Annotated in this window: 14 protein-coding genes; 7 read left to right on the plus strand and 7 right to left on the minus strand. The window is 66.9% G+C overall.

Annotated elements, in window-relative coordinates:
• The first annotated feature begins 15 nt into the window (after positions 1-15).
• The 5 genes from H4696_RS16655 to H4696_RS16670 all read left to right on the plus strand — a co-directional run bounded on the left by H4696_RS16655 (position 16) and on the right by H4696_RS16670 (position 8,508).
• Positions 16-4,530, plus strand: coding sequence for a 5-methylcytosine restriction system specificity protein McrC (locus tag H4696_RS16655; RefSeq protein WP_158104285.1), 4,515 nt, complete (start codon positions 16-18; stop codon positions 4,528-4,530).
• Positions 4,531-5,073: 543 nt separating this feature from the next.
• Positions 5,074-5,985: a hypothetical protein gene (locus H4696_RS16660; RefSeq protein WP_086858385.1), complete on the plus strand. Its 912-nt coding sequence runs from the start codon at positions 5,074-5,076 to the stop codon at positions 5,983-5,985.
• 165 nt (positions 5,986-6,150) lie between these two features.
• On the plus strand, positions 6,151-6,276 hold the full coding sequence (locus H4696_RS50830) for a hypothetical protein (RefSeq protein WP_264086325.1): 126 nt from the start codon (positions 6,151-6,153) through the stop codon (positions 6,274-6,276).
• A 392-nt stretch (positions 6,277-6,668) separates the two neighbouring features.
• Positions 6,669-8,174: a hypothetical protein gene (locus H4696_RS16665; RefSeq protein WP_086858386.1), complete on the plus strand. Its 1,506-nt coding sequence runs from the start codon at positions 6,669-6,671 to the stop codon at positions 8,172-8,174.
• 1 nt (position 8,175) lies between these two features.
• Entirely contained in the window at positions 8,176-8,508 is a 333-nt protein-coding gene (locus H4696_RS16670; protein ID WP_086858387.1) for a hypothetical protein, read from the plus strand.
• A gap of 32 nt (positions 8,509-8,540) precedes the next feature.
• Here the strand turns inward: H4696_RS16670 and H4696_RS16675 are convergent, their stop codons facing one another.
• From H4696_RS16675 to H4696_RS16700, 6 genes are all read right to left on the minus strand, one after another.
• Positions 8,541-9,128, minus strand: coding sequence for a zinc ribbon domain-containing protein (locus H4696_RS16675; protein WP_086858388.1), 588 nt, complete (start codon positions 9,126-9,128; stop codon positions 8,541-8,543).
• A 1,087-nt stretch (positions 9,129-10,215) separates the two neighbouring features.
• Positions 10,216-10,470, minus strand: coding sequence for a hypothetical protein (locus H4696_RS16680; RefSeq protein ID WP_086858389.1), 255 nt, complete (start codon positions 10,468-10,470; stop codon positions 10,216-10,218).
• A gap of 771 nt (positions 10,471-11,241) precedes the next feature.
• Positions 11,242-15,732, minus strand: a complete 4,491-nt coding sequence (gene eccCb / locus H4696_RS16685; RefSeq protein ID WP_086858391.1) for a type VII secretion protein EccCb — start codon at positions 15,730-15,732, stop codon at positions 11,242-11,244.
• Entirely contained in the window at positions 15,725-16,123 is a 399-nt protein-coding gene (locus H4696_RS16690) for a hypothetical protein (RefSeq protein WP_086858392.1), read from the minus strand. Before H4696_RS16690 ends, eccCb begins: the two co-directional genes overlap by 8 nt.
• 156 nt (positions 16,124-16,279) lie before the next feature.
• The gene (locus H4696_RS16695) at positions 16,280-17,065 is read right to left on the minus strand and encodes a hypothetical protein (protein ID WP_086858393.1); all 786 of its coding nucleotides are present in this window, start codon (positions 17,063-17,065) and stop codon (positions 16,280-16,282) included.
• Positions 17,062-17,859: a hypothetical protein gene (locus tag H4696_RS16700; protein WP_086858394.1), complete on the minus strand. Its 798-nt coding sequence runs from the start codon at positions 17,857-17,859 to the stop codon at positions 17,062-17,064. Before H4696_RS16700 ends, H4696_RS16695 begins: the two co-directional genes overlap by 4 nt.
• Positions 17,860-18,620: 761 nt before the next feature.
• Between H4696_RS16700 and H4696_RS16705 the strand changes: the two genes are divergently transcribed.
• Together H4696_RS16705 and H4696_RS16710 are read left to right on the plus strand one after the other, a co-directional pair.
• Complete coding sequence (locus tag H4696_RS16705) at positions 18,621-19,718, plus strand: NucA/NucB deoxyribonuclease domain-containing protein (RefSeq protein WP_158104286.1); 1,098 nt, start codon at positions 18,621-18,623, stop codon at positions 19,716-19,718.
• A 38-nt stretch (positions 19,719-19,756) separates the two neighbouring features.
• Positions 19,757-20,215 (plus strand): hypothetical protein, encoded by a 459-nt coding sequence (locus H4696_RS16710; RefSeq protein WP_086858396.1) that lies wholly within the window; start codon positions 19,757-19,759, stop codon positions 20,213-20,215.
• A 189-nt stretch (positions 20,216-20,404) separates the two neighbouring features.
• Here H4696_RS16710 and H4696_RS16715 read toward each other — a convergent pair whose 3' ends face one another.
• Positions 20,405-21,217, minus strand: a complete 813-nt coding sequence (locus H4696_RS16715) for a hypothetical protein (protein ID WP_143265023.1) — start codon at positions 21,215-21,217, stop codon at positions 20,405-20,407.
• Positions 21,218-21,243: the final 26 nt, after the last annotated feature.

Raw genomic sequence — 21,243 nt, forward strand, 5'->3', positions numbered from 1 at the left:
CGCTCCCTGGCGCGCTTGCGACGCCTCTTCGAAGGCATCACTGCTCACCCACTGCACCAGGCCCACCTACCTGAGATGCGGTGGACCCGGCTCAACGAGCACTACCGACCAGCCGTCGAACTCGCCCGGCTCATCCTCACCGAAACAGAGGCCGACCTCGGCGCCGGCCAAGTAGCGGCGCCCGGTCTCGTGGTCACGATGCACAACGTCTTCGAGAAGTTCGTCCGCACCGCCACCCGACGCACCCTCGGCCTCACCGAACACGAATTTCCCGCCGGCAAGCACGCCCCAGCGCTGCACCTGGACGACCAGCGGAAACTGAACGTCCAGCCCGACCTGAGCCTCTGGGTCAACGGCCGGTGCCGGTTCGTCGACGAACTCAAATACCGCATGGACACCAGCGCGGAGACGCCCAGCACCTCTACCAAACCCTCGCCTACGCAACCGCCACCGGACTGCCCGACGCAACACTCATCTACGCCGACGGCCCGCCGACCGACAGCATCCACACCCAGCCCCTCGCCGGCACCAGAATTCACGTACGACACCTCGACCTCGCCGCGAGCACCAACGAGATCCTCGGACAGATCAGGCGACTTGCCCAGCACATCAAACATGACGTCGCGCATCCCGCCATCCCGGGTCGCTCCGGGCCCTAATCCAGCGCTTCCGACGATCACGATTCCACGGAAGGGCGGCGTTGCCGGAGAAGCGGCCAGGGTTCCGATCGTGACGGCCTGGATCGTGATCGGCGCGCTGGACAGCTCCCCCGGGCGTGTCGACCGTCTCACGATCCCGAGATCCCGCACACTCGGAGAGCGCGGAACAGCACAGCCGAACAGCCGAGGAACGTGGATGACCAACGCCGACGTCGACCAGCCGTCGCCCGAAGGCGCGCGGACCGAGCCCGCCCCCGCACCTTTCAAACTGCTGTCGTTGTCCTCCGAGTACATGACCGACCAGCACGGGACCTACTTGCGGCACCTGCAGGAGGCGGTGGCGGCGCCGAAGAACTTCAACATCGCGCTCGCCGGCCGGTACGGCACCGGCAAGTCGAGCGTGCTGGACCGGTTCGCGGCGCTGAACAAGAAGACCACGATGCGCATCGCGATCTCCACACTCGGACCCGACATCGACGATAAGAGCAAGGACATCACCAACCGCATCCAGAAGGAGCTGGTCAAGCAGCTGCTCTACCAGGCTGTGCCGCGGCAGTCCCGCTTCTCGCGGTTCAACCGCATCGTCGCCCTGTCCCGGACGCGCGCAGCGGTGGAAACCGCCGCGGCGGTGGCGGTCGCCGGTGCGATCCTGGCATCGCTCGGCTGGCTGCCGAACGTCATCTGGACCGGGCCGGGCAACCCGGGAGCGGTCCGCGCGCTGGCCTGGGCCGGTTTCGCGATGCTCGTCATCGTGGTGCTCACCACCCTGAGACTGGTCATCTACGGACGCTTCCTCATCTCCGACGTCTCCGCCGCCGGTGCCACGGTGAAGCTCACAAAAGACTCGTCGACCTATTTCGACGAGTACCTCGAAGAGATCGTCTACTTCTTCGACCAGCGGAAGACCGAGGTGGTCATCTTCGAGGACCTCGACCGTTTCGACGACCCGCACATCTTCGAAGCAGTCCGAGAGCTGAACACCCTTCTCAACCAGACGCCGAAGCGCGTCAAGAAGAAACCGCTCCGGTTCGTCTACGCCGTGAAGGACAGCTTGTTCGAGCGGCTGGGTAGCGAGGCAGGCGCGCCGCCGGAAGACGCCACCGCGGACGAGACCGTTCGCGCCAACCGCACCAAGTTCTTCGACGTCGTCATCCCGGTCGTCCCGTTCATTTCCCACCACAACGCCCGCGAGCTCCTCGCCCGCCTGATCGCCGACGGCGGGTTCACGGGAATCGACCGCCAGCTCGTCACACTCGTTGCCCAATACGCCACCGACATGCGGCTGCTGAAGAACATCTGCAACGAGTTCGCCGTGTTCGCCGAACGGCTGCTGCTGAACGGGAAGACGGCTCCCGGGCTACGACCGAGCGTCCTGTTCGCACTAGTGGTATACAAGAACTTCCACCTCAAGGACTTCGAGGACATCGCTGGCCGCCGTAGCGACCTGGATGCCTTGCAAAGCCGGCGCCGCGAGCTGGTCCGTGCGACCATCGAAGACTGCGAGCGGCGACGGCGCGAGATCGTCGACGGGGTCCGGCGATTCGACACCAGGCAGGCGTTGGCGAGAAAGCTGGGCGACCGCCTCGTTGCCGCCGCGCAGCTGTTCAAGGACACTTCGGGACACAGTGGATACCGGCATGTCTTGTTCAACGCCGGTGCTCGGTGGAATTCCGAGGAGGAAACCCGGAAGTCGGAGTTCTGGGCCGCCGTGTGCGAGTCGGACCAACTGGCATTGGCAGCCTCGAACGACCCGAAGAACGTTCAGACCGGCCTGCCCTGGCGGCTGACACGTGCTCACATCGATGCGCTGTTCCCCGAAGCAGCCGACGCCGACCGATGGGCGGAGTTCGACCGGAAGCGGCAACAAGAGGAGATCACCAAGATCGACTCGGACATCGCGTTCCTGCGCGGGGCAGACTTCAAGGATCTGGCCGGCCGGACCCGGTTCATGACGCCCGCGGCCGACGAGGAAGCGTTCGGCGATTTCATCGAGCGGAAGTTGCGATCTGAGCTGGCCGTCCAGCTCGTCAAGCAAGGCTACCTGGACCGGAACTTCGCACTCTACGCGGCGCAGTTCTACGGCGACTTTACTGGCGTCGACGTCGCCAACTTCATCGTGCAGACCGTGCAAACCAACGCGATGGACGTCGACCACCCGTTCAGCGGGCCGGCCGCCATCGCCAATCTCCTCGAAGAAGCCCCGGACTACTTTCCCGACACGATCAGCGCCTACCACCCGGCCGTGCTGGACTACCTTCTCGAGCGAGACGACGCGCGCGCAAGGAGGATCGTCGGCACGATCGTGGCTGACTTCGGCGATGAAGCCCGGAAGTTCGTCAGCGTCTACTTCAACTCGGGCACATGGCGGGTGAAATTCGTGATGTGGTTGACGGCGCGACCTTGGCGAGATGTCTTCACCTACCTGACACAGGCCGCGGACATCCCGAGCGACGTCACGCCGGAACTTGTCGGCGCCGCGCTGCAGGCGGCTACCGAGCCCAGGAACTACCAGCTCGGCCCCGAAATTCGGGACTTCATCGTCGAGCACTTCCGCACGATGCCGGTCTTCACATCCCGTATGCTGGTCAAGAGCGCGAGCAAGATCGTCGGGCTGCTGAAACACATCGGAGTCATCCTCCCCGAACTCGACGGGGTGGACGCGGTCATGCGGGGTTGCCTGGTCGAGGAACACTTGTACCGGCTGACCGCGGACAACCTGCGGAAGGCACTCGGCGGCGCGGGCGACATCAGCCTCGACCGTGTGCGGCAGAACGCCGACGTCCACGAGTTCTGCCTGAACTCCCCGGCTGAGTACCTGGCCGCCGTGGCGAGCGACACAGACCGCACTCCCCACACGGTCGTCTCCGAGACAACCTTGGTCGAAACGCTCACAAAGATCGCCGAAAGCTGGACCGAGACCCACGCCCGTGAACTCATCGCGAAGGCCGCGCCCAGCTGCCGGGTGGCACAGCTGGATTCGGCGCCGGTCGTGTGGTGGCCCCTCCTTGCCGACAACCACTTATTCCGGGCCACCGCCGGGAACGTCCTGGCTTACCTCGACACTGTCGGTTCCTTCGGGCAATCGCTGGCGGACTTGATCGTCGAGGCAGGGAGCATCGACGCCCCGCACGCCGACGCCGACGTCGGCACGCGTGTCGCCGTTGTGGTGCTCAACGCCGCTGCCGTGATCCCCGACGCGCGGCGGAGGGTCTCGCTGGTGTGCGGTCTCCCCCTCGACCTCCCGCTGCCCGTGGCGGAGCTGACTCCTGAGGCCGGCGACCTCTTGGCCCTCCTGCTCAAGCACGGCTTGGTGGCGGATTCCCTCGAGACCTTCTGGCACTTCCGTGGCTGCGGCTGGAGCGCGTTCGAACGTGCGATCCCGCAGTCGAAGGGCTTCGTGGACTTCATGACTCCTGACCTGATCGACGGCTTCACCGGAGCCGTCCTCGGAGCGCGGCACCTGCCCGAGCAGATCCGGGACAAGATCATCAACAATCTCCGGGAGTACGCCAGCGACGGTGACGCCACGACGTTCGACGCCGCTGCCCGGTACGTCATTGATCAAGGACGCGGCCTCCCGCCGATCGAGACGTCCCGGGTCGCGGCAGCGACCCGGGACGCCAACCTGACGATGCAGTTGTTGAGCGTCGGCACGCTGTCGCCCGAGGAAATCGTCTCGTCACTGAACTCGCTAGGCGCGCCCTACGACAATCTGGGGGCCAGAAGCGAAGGGAAGTTCGACGTGCCTTTCGAGGCCGAGCACCGGAAGGCGTTCGAGAAGACCCTCGCGCGGCTGAAGCGGGCCAGAGTGATCGCCGACTACAAAAAGCCGCGGATGAGAGACGTGTTCACGGTGTCACTGGGAAGTTGAGCACGCGAGTGTTACAGCGCTCCCTCTTCGACCTCGCCTTCCGGCCCCGACAGCCGGGGTTCCGGCGGCTTTCGATAAGGCCACCGGTGTAGTAGTGCAGCACCACTTTCTCGGAACGAGCGCGTGACGGACGAGTTCGGGACTACCGAGGGCCGGGGAGCCGGGGCCGACGGTCGAGACGCGCAGCAGCCGCGCGGGACCGGCTGAGGCACCAGGACCGGTTCGGGTTCATGGACGTACCGCGGGCTTCGGGTTTCTGACTCGCGACCTTCCCCGCACGGAACCCACACAGTGCTCGCCCCGGTGGTCGTCATGCGCCTGGCCGGTGCGACGGTCCGGGTATATCACTGAAGCAGCGCAGTGGACATTTACAGAGGTGAGGTATGAGCGCACACCAGCAGTACCGAACCCGGAATGTTCACACGGGGCTCATACCCAGTACAGGCTGTCTAGCAGCCCGCCCTAGCACAAGATCGAGTTCGTCGAAGTACCGTATGCCCCCGATAAGGTCGGATGGTCAGATCCGGCGAGAGGGGATTGGGTATGGCGGAGCTGCGCGAGCGCCTGAGAAACGGCCGCTTCCGCGAGCACTCAATGGGTCTCTTCGGGGTACTCGTCGACGAAGGGCTGTGCTCGGCCGCCGAAGCTCGTCGGGCTCGCTGGAGCGCCCATCGAGCCGAGTACGGGTCTCAATACCTCATCCTGTCGAGCGTGATCCTCGCCTCGTTCGCGTACCGACTGGTCGAGCCGCTCCCGCCCGAAGGCCGATCGGCGACTATGCCGTTCGTGATGGGGCCCAGCGTGCTGCTCGTCGTGTACGTATTCGCCGGTGCGTGGGGAGCCCGGTTCGCGGGCAGCCGGATCCATCGTCAGGTCGCGAAGCTGCTGGACGAGCTGGGTGATGTGGACGCACTGGCGTCCGGCAGGTCCCGCTGTCGCCTGGGCAATCCGGCGCGTCTCGAGCAGATGCGGATCCGAACGCTTCGTGCACTTCTCCGCCGAGCGGCTGTGACCGTTCCCAGGGAGTTGCTGCTCCTCAGCGGCCGTGGCCATCAATCAGGTGACCTCGTAACGACCGACAAGGTGATGAACGTTTTCCTCGACGCGCTGATAGCTGTGCCGAGGCCGGAATCTGTGGCTGAGCGGAAGGAGTTCCGCGGATTCCTGGCAACCCTTTCCGTTGCAGTCATGGAAGCTGACCCGTACTCGCGTCTGGAGCGCGCGGTCCGGGCGGTGCCGGCCGCTTGCTCGGCTCGATCCGCGCCGCTGAAGACGTGGAGGTGGCAGCTGAGTTCGCTTTCCATCCCGGTGCTGCTGTCGATCATCGCTGTCCCGGTTGCGGGCTTCCTGATCATCAAGTTCGCCGGATCTTCTACGCCGACCGGCCTGGTCGTCGCGGCTGTCGCCACGGCGTTCCAAGCCGCGATGCGGTACCTCAAGAACCACAGGGACTGACCTCGGTGCTTAGTCGGGTTGAAAGAGAGGCTCTTTCCGGTCGCCCGTCGACCTGGTTTCGCCAGCGAAGGTTGCGCGGGACTGTCTCAGGATCGGTGTTTCGGGCCCGACACGCCAGGCTGAGGTCCGGCGGGATGGGCACTGTGAGTGATGCCATCGGAGCTTGTGAGTCCACGCAAGCGTGAGTCCAAGTCGGCGCGGGAGCTGTCGCCGGAGCAGGCCGCCGCGGCGGCGATGGTGGCCGAAGCGAAAGCCCGCGGGCTGGCGCTGACCGGGCCGACGAGTTGCTGAATCTCGCTACTCCGTCCTCGGGTCTCCCGTCGCCCGTTTGCCACCCGCCGTTACTCACCGAGACCGGATCGCGATCAACTCGGCCCACCTGGCGAATCGCGCGATTCTGTAACGCGGCACAGCCGGCTGGACGACTCCTGGGTGGGGTCGGACCGGAAAGGAATTCCATGGCTGTCGGTGTCGAGGCCGAGCGGAGCCGGCATTGCCGTCGCTGCCGGTCCGTCAATCAAGCCGGTGACAAATACTGCCAGCGTTGCGGCGCTTCCCTGGCGAAACGGGACATCACCACGCGCTACCTCTGCGCGGCGGCGCAGCTCAGCGAGAAATTCGCCGACACGGCGATCAGGGAATTCCTTGTCGAGCCTTGTCGCGCCCTTCCCCAGACGCCCGGTGTGGACACCACCGCCGTGCTGCGCGAAGCCGTGGCCGCCCGTGCGCGGCGGCGCATCCGCGACGGCGCGCTGCTGGTTCTGCAACTGGTGCTGCTGGTCCTCAATCCGGTGGTGTTCTTATCGTGGCTGGTGGTCGCCGTGGGGCTGACCGTCGCCATCGGCCGGCGGGAGCTCGGCAAGCGGGGCGGCCTGCTCGCGGCCGTAGTTGCCCTCTTCGTCGTCGTGCCGCTCGCCGCGATCGGCGTTTTCGGCGTCGGCCTGGCGGCGATGTTCAGCTCGGAAGGCGGCTCGTCGGTCGCGGCCGTCGGCGCCGAGGTGGGCGTGGCCGCCTTCGTCTTCCCGGTCGTTGTGGTGCTGCTGATCATCGGCGTGCTGACCTTCGACGAGTTCTCCGTGCACTTCCTGGTCTTCGACCGGTTCCGCGAGAACACCTTCGTCCCCAACCGGGTCATGAGCAGCGACGAACGGGAGCGGCGGCTGCGCGGGCTCGGGCAGGATCAGTTCGCCGGGCCGCTGGGCGACATCGCGCGCGTGGAACAGGAGCTGGCCCGGCACCCCGGCAAGGTCGACGTCGTCGTGCACCGCGGGTTCTCGCCGTTCGTCGGGGCTGGGATCCCACTGCACCAGCAAGTGATCACACTGCCGCTGGAACCCGCCGACGACGCCGAACCCACCACCATCAGCGTCCTGGAACTGCAGGACCAGGTGAGCGAGGCGATGGCGCGGCTCCGCGGAACGTCGTCGCTGGGCCCCGGCCGTCGCCTCGAAGACCTGACGCTGCGAGAACAGGTCCTCATCCCAGCGGACCGGCTCGTGGCCGATCCGGATGCGGTGCCCGGCGTGCTGCCCGGCCTGCACGAGCGGCCGGCCGTGCAGCTCGACCCGGACGTGGCCCGCGACCTCGCCGACGCCTCGGTCGAGTGGGCGCGGTACTACCGGTGCTACCGCATCGAATCCTGGGACCGCGACCTGGCGACGTCGTGCTACCTCCACGTCGGCACGAACCAGCGCATGCTTTTCCTCGAATGGCAGTTCCTCGCCCTGCTGCCAATCGACCCGCGGTACCGGACGATCGACCAGCACCGCGCACCAGTCCTCGGCCCGCTTCGCGACACTTTCGCCGAGCTGTGCCTGCTGCCGGCGACGATCCTCCAGCGCGCCACGAGGGTGTTCCGCTCGTTCAAGGCCATCCCGCAGCGGCCCGGCGAGATCGCGCCAGCCAAGTACGGGGCCGACCGGAGCCTGCGGGAACTGGCCCAAGCCGACCGCGTGCAGAGCTACTTCCAGGACGTCGACGTGGAACGGTACGTGCGCATCCTCGACGCGACGCTGTTCCGCGCGGTCGGCGCCTACCTCCAGGAACGCGGCTACTCCGTCGTCGAGTTCACCAAGCTGGCCGATCCGGTCCACAACACCTACGACCTGCGGGGCAGCACTCTCGTCGACTCGGCCGTCGGCACTCACAGCAGCGCGGGCGGCCGCGCCAAGACCACGAAGGAGAAGTGAGATGGGTGACCAGTTCGACCTGCGCGGCGCGCACGTCAGCGGCAGCGCCGTCGGCTCGCACTCGCGCGTCTACCACCAGTCCGGGCCGGAGCTGTCGGTAGCGGATCTGTTGGCCGCCCTCGCCGCAGCACGGCCGGACATCGTCGCCGCCGCAACCGAAGCCGACCGCGACGAGGTGCGGGCCGAAGTCGGCAAGATCGAAGCGGAACTCCGGCGGGACACCCCGCGCGGCACGGTCGTCGCAAACCGCTGGCAGACCATCACGACCGTCGTCGGGGCCATCAGCGAGCCGCTGACGAAGATCACCGAGCTCATCGCCAAGCTCTTCGGCTGACAGCATTAGTGCGGCACGTCAGTACGGAACCGTCAGCGCGGCTTGGAGTTGCCGGCCGGGCCACCCGTGTGGGTGAGCCGACCGGCGTGGCAGTCCTCCGGCGCGAAGCCCTGCTGGTCGCACCAGGCGTTGGCCAGGTCGGCACTGGCGAAGGTTTCCGCCTTCAGGGTGACGAAGAAACCCTTGCGGGAGAAGTTGTTGTAGTCGCCGGAGTCTACCATCACGGCGTCGGGATAGTTTCCCTGCAACCGCCGGAAGTCTTCTATGATCGCGGGGTAGTCGTAGGTCACGCCGTGGACCACCAGGCCGACGCTCTTCGACGACAGCTGCGGAACCCAGCTGCCGACCAGCCGTTCCGCGACGTCGTGGTCGTGCGCGATCTGGCGCCGCACGTCGGCCTCGGTGACCGTGGTGCTCGGGGTGACCGACGGCGTCGTCGTCCAGATCGAGTCCGTGGTCGTCGTCGGCGGCGGCGCCCATTCCTGCGTGGGAGTGACGATCGGCTCGGGTGCCTGCTGCCCCGCGGGCGCGGCCGTCTCCTTCGAGCGGGAGACCGCGAAGACCACGGCCGCCGCGGTGATCAGCGCGACCACCGCTCCCCCAGCCACCAACGGGGTCATCACATTCCGCGACGGCGGTGCGGTGGAGGGCCCGGGCAACACCGGGGAAAGGGGATCGACCGGTGTCCCGCAGGTTCCGCAGAACCGCGCCTCGGGGCTGAGTTCTCGTTCGCACGCCTTGCAGGAGCTCATAGCCTTAAGTCCTCGTCGCGCCGCGGCTTGTTACAGCCGGAACGCACCGACCGCGCAAGCGTCACGATCCCGGAATACCAGCACGAGAAGATCTTCACATCATTTCTGCCCGAATTCGGCGGACCAGATTCCCGGAAAAGCGCGGCTTCGCGGACACGCGGGTGCGAAGGCTGGCACAGATCAGGACCTGTGGGATTCCATAAGTCTGCCACCGGCTCTGACCAGCAGTTTTACGGCGCCTGTTCGTGCTCGTTGATCAGACCCCCGAGCAACTACTGTCGCTTGATCCGGTGGGAGTTGACGTTCGCCACGGGGTGGGTCGGCCGTGGTGGGCGAAGCTCGCGGGAACGACGCGGCCGTCGACCGTTGTAATGCCGGATGTGCCCGTAGCACCTTGGGCAACAGCCGAGCCAGCGCGGCGAGAACAGCCCGGTCGGCCCAGTACAGGGGAGGTTTCGAGTTACTTCTGCGCAGCACAGCAACCTCATGGCGTAACACCAGCAACTCGACGTCCTTCGACTCCGAGGAACGGCCAAGCAACCCCAGCAGACCTACCAGCCGGAGGAAGATCAGGTAGAGCAGACGCAGCGCCATGGCTGCCGATCATGCCCTGCCCGTCGAACTTGCCCGCCGCCGCAGGTCAGATACGTGGGCCGGCTTCTGGAACCCCACACCCTCGTTCGGTACTACTCCCTCTACTGGGTGCTCGCCGACCTCGCAGGGCGGCGGGATTGGGATACCAGCATGTGCCAGACGGTTCTCCGACGGTCGGAAGTTGCATTTGCCCTGGTTTCCCGCGGCATGAAGATCGCCGCGCATGGAGTCGACCGTGTGGAAGCCATGCTCATCCGAGGACAGACCGAGGAGGTCGCCGAAGTCGGCCGCGCCTCCTACTCACCCCGTCCGTGGGGTTTCTGGTCGCGGTACAACGGACCCAGCGCCGTCTTGAGCACGGTCACCGTGGACAGCGGCGCCCTGCGACCCAGCAGAACCCGAAGCGCTCGGCGGAGCAGTCCGCGCCCGAGCCGAACAACCGGACGAGCGCCTCGTCTCCCCCGTCGTCTTCCTCACCGACACAGCCCGATGCCAGCCCCGCGAGGACACCACCGACTCGCCGCGGATGACGTTCATCGCCGAGGACGACGCCGTCTTGACCGATGAGGTGCTCGCGCGCCGGTTCAACGCCGACCTGCTCCGGCTGCTCAGTCACGTTCAGGAGCGGACGATGACCACCGGGTCCTCGGCCTTGTGCTCGGGCACCGGCACCACCGCAGCCGCCACGCCGCCCGACGACCGGTGGGGCGTGTGGCTGGAGTCGGTGGAACGCAGCCTGGGGCCACACCTCACCGGACTGCTGTTTCCCGGTGTACTCGCCGCCCCTGGCCTGGGGAGCACCGGCTGGTCCGTCGATACCGACGTCGACGACACCGAGCTGGCGGATGGCAAGAGCGACGACGCGGTCGAAGACCTGACCGAAACCGCCTCAGCCGGCTCGGTGCGGACCGCCCCCGACATTCCCACGTCACAGCGGACTCAGTACCGGTCCTGGGCCCGCCGCTGGACACGCGCCGCGACCGCCGCACCGCGTCCACCGCTCGAGCTGCGAATGCTCGTCACTCGCACCTACCTGGTGCTGCTCGCCGCCGCGGTATGGGGTACCGACGAGACGTGGCGCTTCCGACCTCGGCGACATGACGCGCGCCCTAGTGCCGGATGCGGCCGAGCAAGAGGATGTACCTGGTCAAGCTCTGGACTTCGTCAGCTCGCTGACTGCAGTCTCTCTCGCTCTGCTGCTGCAGGACGCCAGCCTCCACGGCGGCGGAGAACACGACATCATCGCCAAAGCAGCCTGGACAGACGCCGCCGAACTCGCGGCCTACGTCAGCCTGGAACTCGCCCAAGAATACCTCCACGTTCCCGACAAGCCATACGCCCGCGTGCCCACCTGGACCGGCGGACTTTCGCGGCGGACCGCGGCGATTCAAGGGTTTTCTGTCTCGGCCGAACCGGTCGGATCAGGCAATGAACCGGCCACCTCGCGATCCGGCGCGGCTTCGGGCGTAGCGACGACCGCAGCAGACTCGGGTTCGGTCGGCTCGGCCGCCGATGCCGCCAGCTCGCCGTTATCCGGTTCAGCCGAGGGGGTGACGTCCGGCTCGCTCTTCGGACTTGCCTCGACGTTGGCCTCTGGTGGCACCCACGGCAGCCGCACGAACTGCTCGCCGTACTTCCGGCTGACGAGCGTCCCCCGCCCCCGCGGCAGTTCCGCAGGCCGCACCTGACCGATGACGGTCATTTCCAGCTCAGACGCCGCTCCCTGCAGCGCGGGGCTCTTCAGCTCCTTCAACGTCCCCAGCACCCCACCGGACGCTGCCTCCGCCGGGCCGCCGGAGCGCCGCGCGACGACGAGGTGCAGCCCGATGTCCTTGGCCTGCCACAGGTAGACCGCCGCGAGGCTTAGCGGATCCTCGCTTCCCATCGGACAGACCAAGTCGTGGTCGTCGACGACGATGAACAGCTCAGGTCCCTGCCACCACGAGCGGTCACGCAACTGCTCTCGCGTGACTTCTGGCCCAGGCAACCGCTTGCGCATCGAACCGGCAACGTCCCTCATCATGCTCTTGAGCTGCTCGGGAGATACCGCATAGCCGAGGAGGTGCTCGCTCCGAACGAAATCCAGCATCGTCCGGCGGTAGTCGACCAGGAGGATGAGTGCTTCTTTCTCGGTGTAGCGCGACGCGATGCCGCGCACGATCATCCGCAGCAGGTTCGTCTTGCCGGCTTCGCCGTCCATGAGCGCGAAGAAGTGCGGCTCGCGGTCGAAATCGAGGAAAACCGGAGCGAGGTCACTCTCTTGCAGTCCGATCGGGATCGCCCTCGGGCTGTCAGCCGATTGCTCGTTCTCGACCACGTCGTGGGGCAGCGGATCGGGCAGCACACGCACTCGCGGCGCCCGCGCGCCGGTCCAAGCCGCGGCAATCCGGTCGACCGCGGCGCGCACCGCGGAAGTCAGATCCTCCGTGCCGGTCTGGCCGTCGAGGCGAGGTAACGCGGCGAGAAACGGTAGCTTTTCCCTGGTCAAGCCGCATCCAGGCCGTTTTGGGACCGTCGCGGCCGCCCGCGAGTCGATGTGGGAGTCATCCGGGTCGGCGAGGCGCAACTCCAGCCGGGTACCAACCAGGTCGAGGAGCTGCGACTGAATTCCTGACCATCGGTAACCGGAAAGGATCACGTGCACGCCGAACGCCAGACTGGCCCCAGCGAGGCCCGCCACCTGGCCGGCCGTTTCCGGAAACCGGTCGGCGAAGGTCTCCCAGCCCGCGATCACGAGAAAGACATCCCCTCTCGGATCACCGGCGAGCTCACCAGCCCGCTCCCGCCGGCGGAACGTGGCCGGCGCGTCTATTTCTTCAGCGCGGAATAACCGCTCCCGCTCGGCGACCAGAGCACCGATTTCTCCGACTGTCCGTCGCACCAGCTCGTCCGGGGCGCGGCTGGTCGTCACCTCGCCCACGTGGGGCAACCCCACCAGCTGCTGCAGTGAACCGTCGTCGAAGTCGAGACAATAGAACTGCGCTTCCTCCGCAGTCTGCGTCAGCGCTACTGACAAGATCAGCGTACGCAGAAGCGCCGATGCCCCCGATGCGTAACCGCCGACGATCGCGGCATGTCCCGCCGCGCCGGAGAAATCGGCCCAGAGAATGTCCCGACGCTGGTCGAGTGGCCGGTCGATCACACCGACGGGCACCAGGAACTTCCCGTTGCCGATGAACCCGCTCGGGGAGAGGCCGCGGTCGGCCGTCTCTTCGAGCCTCGGCAGCAGGCGATCCAGCGGATATGGCTCGGTCAGAGGTGGCAGCCACACTTGGTGCGTCGTCTCGTCTCGCTGCGCCACTCGTGCGATGAGGACTTCCAGTTCGGATGGCGTGTCCAGGGCAGTCCTCCCCGATCCGGCAGCGACGTTTCGGACGCTCGGATCCGACGCGTTCGATGCTTGCGGCAAGTACGGCGCAGAGACGTAGGCCGCCTTGAACTGCACCAAGGACGCAATCTCGAACCGCAAGTAGCCACCCCCCGGCGCGGAAGGCAGCTCATACGCGTCTGGCACGCCGAGGACGTTCCGGGACTCGGCTTGGGTGAACGTACGCAAGCCGATCCGGTACGAGAGATGCGTACCCAGCCGGCCCAGCAACTCTTCGTCCACATGCTGGGTGGCGAGAAGCAGGTGCATGTGCAAGACCCGGCCGACCTGCCCGATGACCCGGAACGCTTCAGTCATCTCCGGCTTCGCTGCGAGCAGTTCGGTGACCTCGTCGACCACGATGAGCAGCATAGGCAGGGGCTCGATCTCCGCGCCGAGTTCCCGGGCGCGCTCGTAGTCGCCGACGCTCTTGTAGCCGCCCTTCGTCAGGGCCTCCTGTCGACGCGTCATTTCGCCAGCAAGCGTGTCGCGCAGCCGGTCGACCAGGGTCAGGTCTCCGGCCAAGTCGAAAAGGTTGCCACTCACATGCGGCGATCGGCTGAACTCCGGGAACCCGTTACTGCCCTTGTAGTCGATCAAGAAGACGCTCAGCTCGCTCGGTGCGTGCGTGATCATCAAGCCGGCTATGATCGTCTTGAGCAGCTCCGTTTTGCCTGAGCCGGTCGCGCCCGCGCACAACCCGTGTGGGCCCATACCGCCGATCGCGGCTTCCTTGAGGTCCAGCATCACAGGCCGGCCTTGCTCGTCGACGCCGATGGGCACCCGATAGCGATCTTGCAGCGGCCGACGCCGCCGCGCCTGCTCGAGGTCGAAGGTCATCGCGTCGCCCGGCAGGCCGAACAACTCCAGGAAGGTCGGGTCCTCCAGGAGAGCTCCGCCGCCGACGTCGAGCATCTGAGTCGTCTCACTCAGCCGCTTGAGCGCGGCGTCGATCGCTTCGAGCTCGTCATCACTGTCTTCGAGGTGGGTAGTCGCCACCAGGAACGGGCGGCCGTTGTGCAGCCCCCATCCTGGCCGAACGGGCAAGGCCCTGGCGAGTTCCGCGTCGACTCTCGACGTGGACGGGTCGTCCAGGGCCAGCTCGATCCGGCCGATCAGGAAGCGGTCGACGGGTTCGGGGATCTCGACCCAATGCCGCGCGGCGAGAATGAGGTGCACCCCCTTACTCAGCCCCGCGATCGCGAGCTGACGCACCTGCCCAGCGAAGGTCGGCTCGTACTCTGCGAATTCCTCCCACCCGTCGATGACGATGAAGATATCGGCGTTATCCCCGGGTGGGAGCTTGTCCTTGGCCCGCAGCGCGCGGAACCGCCGCATCGTGCCGATACCCACCGATCGGAAAAGCTGGTCGCGACGCTCCATCAGTTTCGAGACCTCGGCGAGGGACGAACCGACCGCGCTCGGCGCGACATACTCACGTACGTGCGGTACTGCCGCCAAGTCGCTGAGCTGGGCGCTTGCGTCGAGTAGCACGAACGAAACTTCTTCCGGCGTACGACCGAACCGCAGGCCAGCGATCAGCGTGCGGAGCAACGTCGTCTTGCCGGACCACGCCTTACCGACGATGCCGACGTGCCCGTCCGGACCAGCCAAGTCCAGTCGGACCACCTCTGAGCCGGGCGAAATGGAGCGGTGGACCTGGCCGATCGGCACCGTCAGCTCCCGCACGGTGTTTGGCGGTTCAAGGCTGATCAGCGTCTCGAGGAGCGGCGACGACGCCGCCTCGTCCACGGCCAGTGTGCGTGACCGCGCCTTCGCGACGACGAAGGCACCCTGGCCTTGATTCAGCCGGTGTGGCACCTGCACCCGCGCCCCCAGGCGGGGCCGGGACAACTCTTGGTGCAGGTAGTCGTAGAGAGCGTCGATCGTGATGACGTCCGCGTCGGCCGCTGCGGCGGCCCCTGTGTCCAGCCCCTTGATCAGCACGTCAGTGAAGAGCGAAAATGGTTGGCTGTTGCCGAACACGACGCGGTCGTCTTCGAAGGCTGGATCGAAGGCGCTCGTTGCCGTGACGATGTAGGTGCCCTCGCCCAGCAGGCTGACGTCTACCGAGTTGTCCGACTTGGCGATCGGCCCGGCTGCGAAGGTACCGCTGTAGCAGCAGTCGAGCACGATCGCCTTGTACTGAGCCTGGCACTCGTGTAACAGCCGCTGCACGACGACTACCGGGATCGCCGTCGAATACGGCCGTTGCTGCTTCGTGTCCGTCGTCGCGAAGAAGAGCTCGTTCTCCCCGTTCTTAAGTCCATGCCCGGAGATGTAGAGCAGCACGTGGTCGTCTGGCCGGCTGTCGGCGAACAGCTCTTCGATCTCGCGCTCGACGACCTGCTTGCGCTCGTCGATCAGGTACTTGGCCCGGAATCCGCCGATCGACGGGTCCTTCAACAGGTTCCAGAGCCGCCGCGTTTCGATCGCTGGTGCGCGCAACGAGGGCAAGGTGACATCGTCGTACGAAGCGGTGCCGATCAGCAGGGCGCGGCGCTCACCCATCGTGCTCCGGCTTGTTAGCGTCGGCGGCGTGCTTCATCGCGAGCGCCAGCGCCTCGGCGACTTCATTCTTCGTCGCTGCGTTCACGACGATCTCGGCGTCGCCCAGTTTCACCGTGACGGAACGGGCCTTGCTGCGGTCGAGGAACCCCATCAGCGTTTTGTACAGAAGGGCTGCGGCGGATGCGGCCACTCCGTTGACGGTCAGATCACCCAGGACCGGGACGACACCAGACTTACTCCCGTGCTCCGCCTCCGCAGTGGACCGTGCGACGCGGCCTATCCGCGCCGCACAGAGTTCACCCATGAGCACGGTGCTCAGTCGATCGAGCGCCGCACGGGAGCCCCCGCCGGAGTCAATCTGTAGCATTAGACCGACAGTGTCCTCGTTCATGAGCCCTCCTCATCTCATCGCGAGTACGCCGATTCTATTGCCTTCGTCGGCTCAGCGCCTCGAGCAGGCCCGTTCCAGGCGATCTGGGATCCTGAGCGAGTGCCACGGCCCCTTGCGAAGATCAGCGGGATGCCCAGTTCCGCCGGGCACCACTTGTCACCCCACCGCGACCAATATCGCCCGGCGCCGCCGCCAATTCACGAAGCCGGCGACGGCCTGCGTCGCAACCGCGAGGGCCGCGTACCCAATCAGCCACGGGATGTACCCCGGCGGCTGCGCGTTGTCGATTATCGGATCGAAGAGCATCGGCACCGCGTAGACCGCGGGCATCGCGATGAGGAAGTCCTGGAGCCGCACGGCGGCGTCCACCGCCAAGGACGTCTCGTCCTCGGCGATGACCGGGCGCCGGAGGATGCCGGTCAGGATCACCGAAGTGACGGCGCCGCCCAGCGCTAGGAAGCCGAGCCAGCTCACCGCGTACGTCCGGAATGGTGTCGTCACGAAGATCGTCACGGCGAGTGCGGCGGCTCCGCCGAACGTGACCAGCAGCGCCGCGATGTCCCAGCCGCCCATTGCGGGGCCCGGCGCGCGCTTGATCGCTCGTATCCCGAGCAGCGCCCGCGCCTGGCGGTCGCGCGCCCGCACCGGCCCCCAGAGGGATAGCTGCATGACGATCATGAGGAAGAACAGGTACGCGCCACTGGTCAGCTCCTCGCCGCGGACGCCGGGCAGGAACGCCAGGCTCAGGTAACCGACATTGGCAGCGGTCACCACCAGGATCGCCGGGACGATCCACCGCCACGACCCGGGCGGCCGGGCGCCCCCGCGGAAGCCGAGGCGCCACGCCAGCAGGTCGGTCAGCGCCGGCACCTCGACGCCGTGCTTGACCAGCCAGCGGCCGGCTGCCGCGCGCTCCGCGTCCGTCACCGCCGGGGCGCTCACCGGGCCACCGTCCCGTCGCCGCTCGACGGCACGCGGCGATACCTGCGCCGGAACGAGAACGCGGCGGCGACCAGCGTCGCGAACGCCAGCCCGATGTACCCCACCCGCACCGAGAACCACGGCGGCACGGACGGCCAGGTGGCGGCGAAGTCGATCCAGGCGAGGAGCGTGAACCCAGCGGGCTGCGCGAACAGCAGGGCGGACTGGGCGCGCAAGGCCGCGTCGACGCCGAGCGACGTCTCGTCCTCGGCGATCACCGGGGCATGCAGCGCCGGGACGAGGACCAGCGCCACGCTACCGGCCCCGAGCGCCAGCGCCGCCGCCCAGCCCGCGCCGGCCGCCGGACTCGAGACGAACGTCGCGACGCACAGCACCGCGCCGCCGCCGAACGTGATCACCACCGACGCCAGGTACCACCAGCCCACCTGGGCAGCCGCTGCCCGCAACGACGGCCGGGCTCCTGCGGCTGCCAGCCCGGCGGCAACGCGTTCGCGCGGGCGGACCCGACCCCACTGCAGCACCGGGAAGACCGCGTAGACCGCGCCGACCACCACGAACCGCGCCGGCACCGGAACCGGCGGCAGGATCACGACGCCCCAGACCGAGCCCAGGAGCAGGCCGTAAACCGGATAGGACCGCCGGGCCCGCACACGGGACCCGACGCGCAGCGCAAGCAGCCGCGTCAGCCGGTCCGCCGCGACGCCGCGCCGGGCCAGCCACGACCGCGCCGCCTGCACTTCGGCGACCGTCGGCTGGTCCAGCGTTACCGGTCTCGCCGGTCCCTCCACCACCATCGAACCTCCCTTGTCCCGCCATACACGCACGCAGCGCCACAAAGGTTTACCTGCCGCAGAAAAGCAGGCAACGGACGGACGGCAACCGGCCGGCTGCATGCAGGTCAGAAGCGACCTCGCAACACCGCTCATCTGGCATCGAAGACAGAGTCTGCGTGTGTCGCAGGCGCGCGATCGACGCGTAGTAGTCGGTAGACGCCGTCCCATCACGGAAGGCGTTTGAGGACGACCTCGCTGCGTCCTCGTTGCGCAGCAGGGATTTCGACCGCCACAGGTACGTCTCCAATCCCGCCAACGTCCGTTTTGAGCTGTTTGGGTGATTTGCGCTCGAAGGTCGAGAATCGCCACCCTACTGTGGGACTCTGTGGCCAGAACGCCACGCACTTGGGGGAGTCATGACGGCAACGTTCTGTCCGCGCGACCTGCAGCTTCCATCCGCGGCGCCGCCGGCCGGCAGCCGATGTTCCGCGGCACCGGACGGTCGCGCTTCGGCGTAGCGGGCAGGTATCGATTCCCAGCGTCGCCCTGACCTTCCTGACGGGGTGGGAGTTCAGCAGGCCATCCCGGTCCCTCGCCGGTCACGGGTAGATCCGGCGGTGGACATGGACGCACATCGGCGTTCTCACACAGATGATCAACGATTCGCGGGGAGGACATTCATGCGCGAAAACAGCCGACCGGGCCGAGCAGTGAGCAGACCGCCGTCGACGGTGCAGGGCCGGGCCAGACGCGCTCTTGGCGTCGTCGTGGCGTCCGCGACGATGCTGGTTCCCACGGCGCTCATCGCGGGACCGGCGTCGGCCGCGCCGCCGACGCCGCACGCCGGCCAGGCGATGGTTGCAGCGGGTGTGCAGGACAGCTGCGCTTCGGTGCGGGCGCGCGCGAGCATCCTGGCCGCCCACGGCACCCAGCGGGCCATGTGCCTACGCCCGGTGCCCGCCGACCAGGTCCCGCCGAGTACACGAGCCGCGGCGGCGAAGGCGGTCCCCGACTCGTGCCTGGGAGCGATGCCGGAGCTGACCTGGGTGATCGACCGATTCTCCGGGTGCCGTCAGGAGTTCGGGGCGGTCGACATCCTCGTCGTCCCCCAGGGCACCTGGATCGGCACGATCGACATCGTGACCATCACCTCCGTCCGTGCCGACGCCCGCGCCCTCACCTGGACCCACGACATCCAGATCGTCAAGCTCGGCGGCAGAGGCGACATCAACGGCGTCATTCCCGAGGGCGTGGCCTCATGCCCGGTCGAATGCACCGTGACCGCTCAGAACTTCCCCTACCGGCTGATGGACAGCAGCCCCGCCGGCACCTCGACCATGACCTCGGCCGTCGTGCCGGGCACCTCCGGTCAGGTTGTCGCCGAGCAGGCCCAGTGGACCGTGATCTTCACTCAGATGGGCAGTCTGCCGTCGCCGCCGGTCACGTTCACCAGCGAACCGGTGCGCTGCGACACCAACACACCCAACGCCACCGCCGGGTGCGTCCTGTCCCGGCACACCCCGACACTGCACTACACCACCGCCGTGCACGGCGAACTCGCCGCGCACATCAGCACCGCCCAGGCCGGCAACCTGCCCGGCGCCCCCGGCGGGACGCCGCTGACCCGGCTGGTCGACCCGGTCCAGCAGCAGAAGAACCGGGACACCGCCTGCCCGTCGAGCATCCCTCGCCCCGAAGGCGAGGAATGCGACGAGTACCCCTTCGCCTCCACCAACCAAGGCGCCTTCACCTCCGGCGGTGCCTACTCCAGCATGATGATCGACAAGGACGACAACCAGCGCGGTGGCACGGACCTGGCCGGGTTCTATCTCGACAACCGCATCATGAGCAACGACCCGTTCTACGTCCAGATCGACTGACCACCACCTAGCCCACCGGGCTCTGCCACCATGCTGGCATGACCGAACAGCCCGAACGGCGCGCTGGGGACCTCCACGTCAGCCATCACCGGTTCTTCCTGATCGACGACAGCGCGCACCTGTCCGACATCACCGCAGATCTGCAATGGGAAGACCAGCGCATGGCTACCACCGGGCCGGGCGCCCTCGCGGTCAACACAGAAGTACACACAGGGTTGATCAACCTGGTGGTGGAGCGGCACACCGTCGCTCCACCACCCGACCCCGGCCGATGGGAGACCATCGAAGAACACCGGATCGACTCCTCCACCGGGCGCCTTCGACCGGCCACGTTGTTCAACCCGCCGCCACCCGAGCTGTACGCACCCGTCACCGGGCCGCCGGGCGACTACATCGTCCGAGTCCACCGCCACATTCACGAGGTCGTCGACGACCCCGCTTTCGACCCCGCCGAGAGCTACCTCCTCCAATGCTGGCCCAAGACCACGGACAACTAGCCACAAGAAAGATCAGCCATCTTCGCCAGGTCGTCCTCCACATCCCTGTACGCGCCACGGCGATGGAGAGCAATGGCCGGAGCCTGCCTGCTTTTAGCCACCACTCAAGTCGGCCTGGCGCTCTAGGGTCTGCCCAGCCCCCTATGTCGTCGAGCCAGGCGCCACCAGCGAAGGCCTCGACATCGACGTTCAGCCGGGCTGGCGCAGATCTCCCGAAGGGCCGTCACCATACTTGGCATAAATCCACGCCGGCGCCACAGTTTCCTTGACGTGGACCATGACCCGCACGTACCGGCCCGGCTGACTGAGGGCACTGTGACGAATGACTTCGTCGTAGAACCACGCCGAGGTTATCAAGGCCAGGCAGCCCGGCGACTGCGCGAGTTCCTGCTTGATCGCCAGGGAATCAAGTAGCCGAAACGCGTGAACGATCGCCTGGCCGGTCGCTCCGTGGGCGTCGTAGCTGACTTCGCCCGCATGCAGCACCAGCCGGAGCCGGATCTGCTCGGCCAGCAAATGTTCCTCGTTGTAGCCGACGAGGGCTCCCGCGAGGGCGGGAACCACCTGTTCGCTGAAGATGGCCTTCGGGTATGCGGATGGCACCAGCACGAGGATGCCGTCGCCGAGATCGGCATGATGACACTCGCCCCAGACGACACCGGAGTTCAGCATCGCGTGGTGGACGGCCTCGTACAGTCCGGAGCGGATGGTGAGGCGGTCAGCGTTGGTACGCCACGGGGAGGAGAACTCTTCGACGTCAACGGCCATGATCGTCCGATGAAGTGCTGCCGGGCCAGGCCGTTGTAGTTCTGGCGCAGCCGACGATGTGGCGAGCTTCTGCGCCACGACTTCAGCGGTGTCCATTCGCAACCGTCGCAGCCAGCGCCGCAGCGAACTCGTACTGGCGGCCGCGACGAACGCGGTGGCGGGTAGGCATCGTGGACTGTCGCACACGATCAGTTCGTTCTGATTCCGACGGTAGACGTCGTGTGGTGTTGGCATCTGGCCACCTCCGCTGGGCCGGTCGT

The sequence above is a fragment of the Amycolatopsis lexingtonensis genome (assembly GCF_014873755.1).
Classification (GTDB): domain Bacteria; phylum Actinomycetota; class Actinomycetes; order Mycobacteriales; family Pseudonocardiaceae; genus Amycolatopsis; species Amycolatopsis lexingtonensis.

Excerpts from the sequence above, each read along its gene's own strand:
- H4696_RS16660 (WP_086858385.1), top strand. The coding sequence starts at position 5,074 with ATGGCGGAGCTGCGCGAGCGCCTGAGAAACGGCCGCTTCCGCGAGCAC.
- H4696_RS16670 (WP_086858387.1), top strand. The coding sequence starts at position 8,176 with ATGGGTGACCAGTTCGACCTGCGCGGCGCGCACGTCAGCGGCAGCGCC.
- H4696_RS16675 (WP_086858388.1), bottom strand. The coding sequence starts at position 9,128 with ATGACCCCGTTGGTGGCTGGGGGAGCGGTGGTCGCGCTGATCACCGCG.
- eccCb (WP_086858391.1), bottom strand. The coding sequence starts at position 15,732 with ATGGGTGAGCGCCGCGCCCTGCTGATCGGCACCGCTTCGTACGACGAT.
- H4696_RS16690 (WP_086858392.1), bottom strand. The coding sequence starts at position 16,123 with ATGAACGAGGACACTGTCGGTCTAATGCTACAGATTGACTCCGGCGGG.
- H4696_RS16700 (WP_086858394.1), bottom strand. The coding sequence starts at position 17,859 with ATGGTGGTGGAGGGACCGGCGAGACCGGTAACGCTGGACCAGCCGACG.
- H4696_RS16705 (WP_158104286.1), top strand. The coding sequence starts at position 18,621 with ATGCTGGTTCCCACGGCGCTCATCGCGGGACCGGCGTCGGCCGCGCCG.
- H4696_RS16710 (WP_086858396.1), top strand. The coding sequence starts at position 19,757 with ATGACCGAACAGCCCGAACGGCGCGCTGGGGACCTCCACGTCAGCCAT.
- H4696_RS16715 (WP_143265023.1), bottom strand. The coding sequence starts at position 21,217 with ATGCCAACACCACACGACGTCTACCGTCGGAATCAGAACGAACTGATC.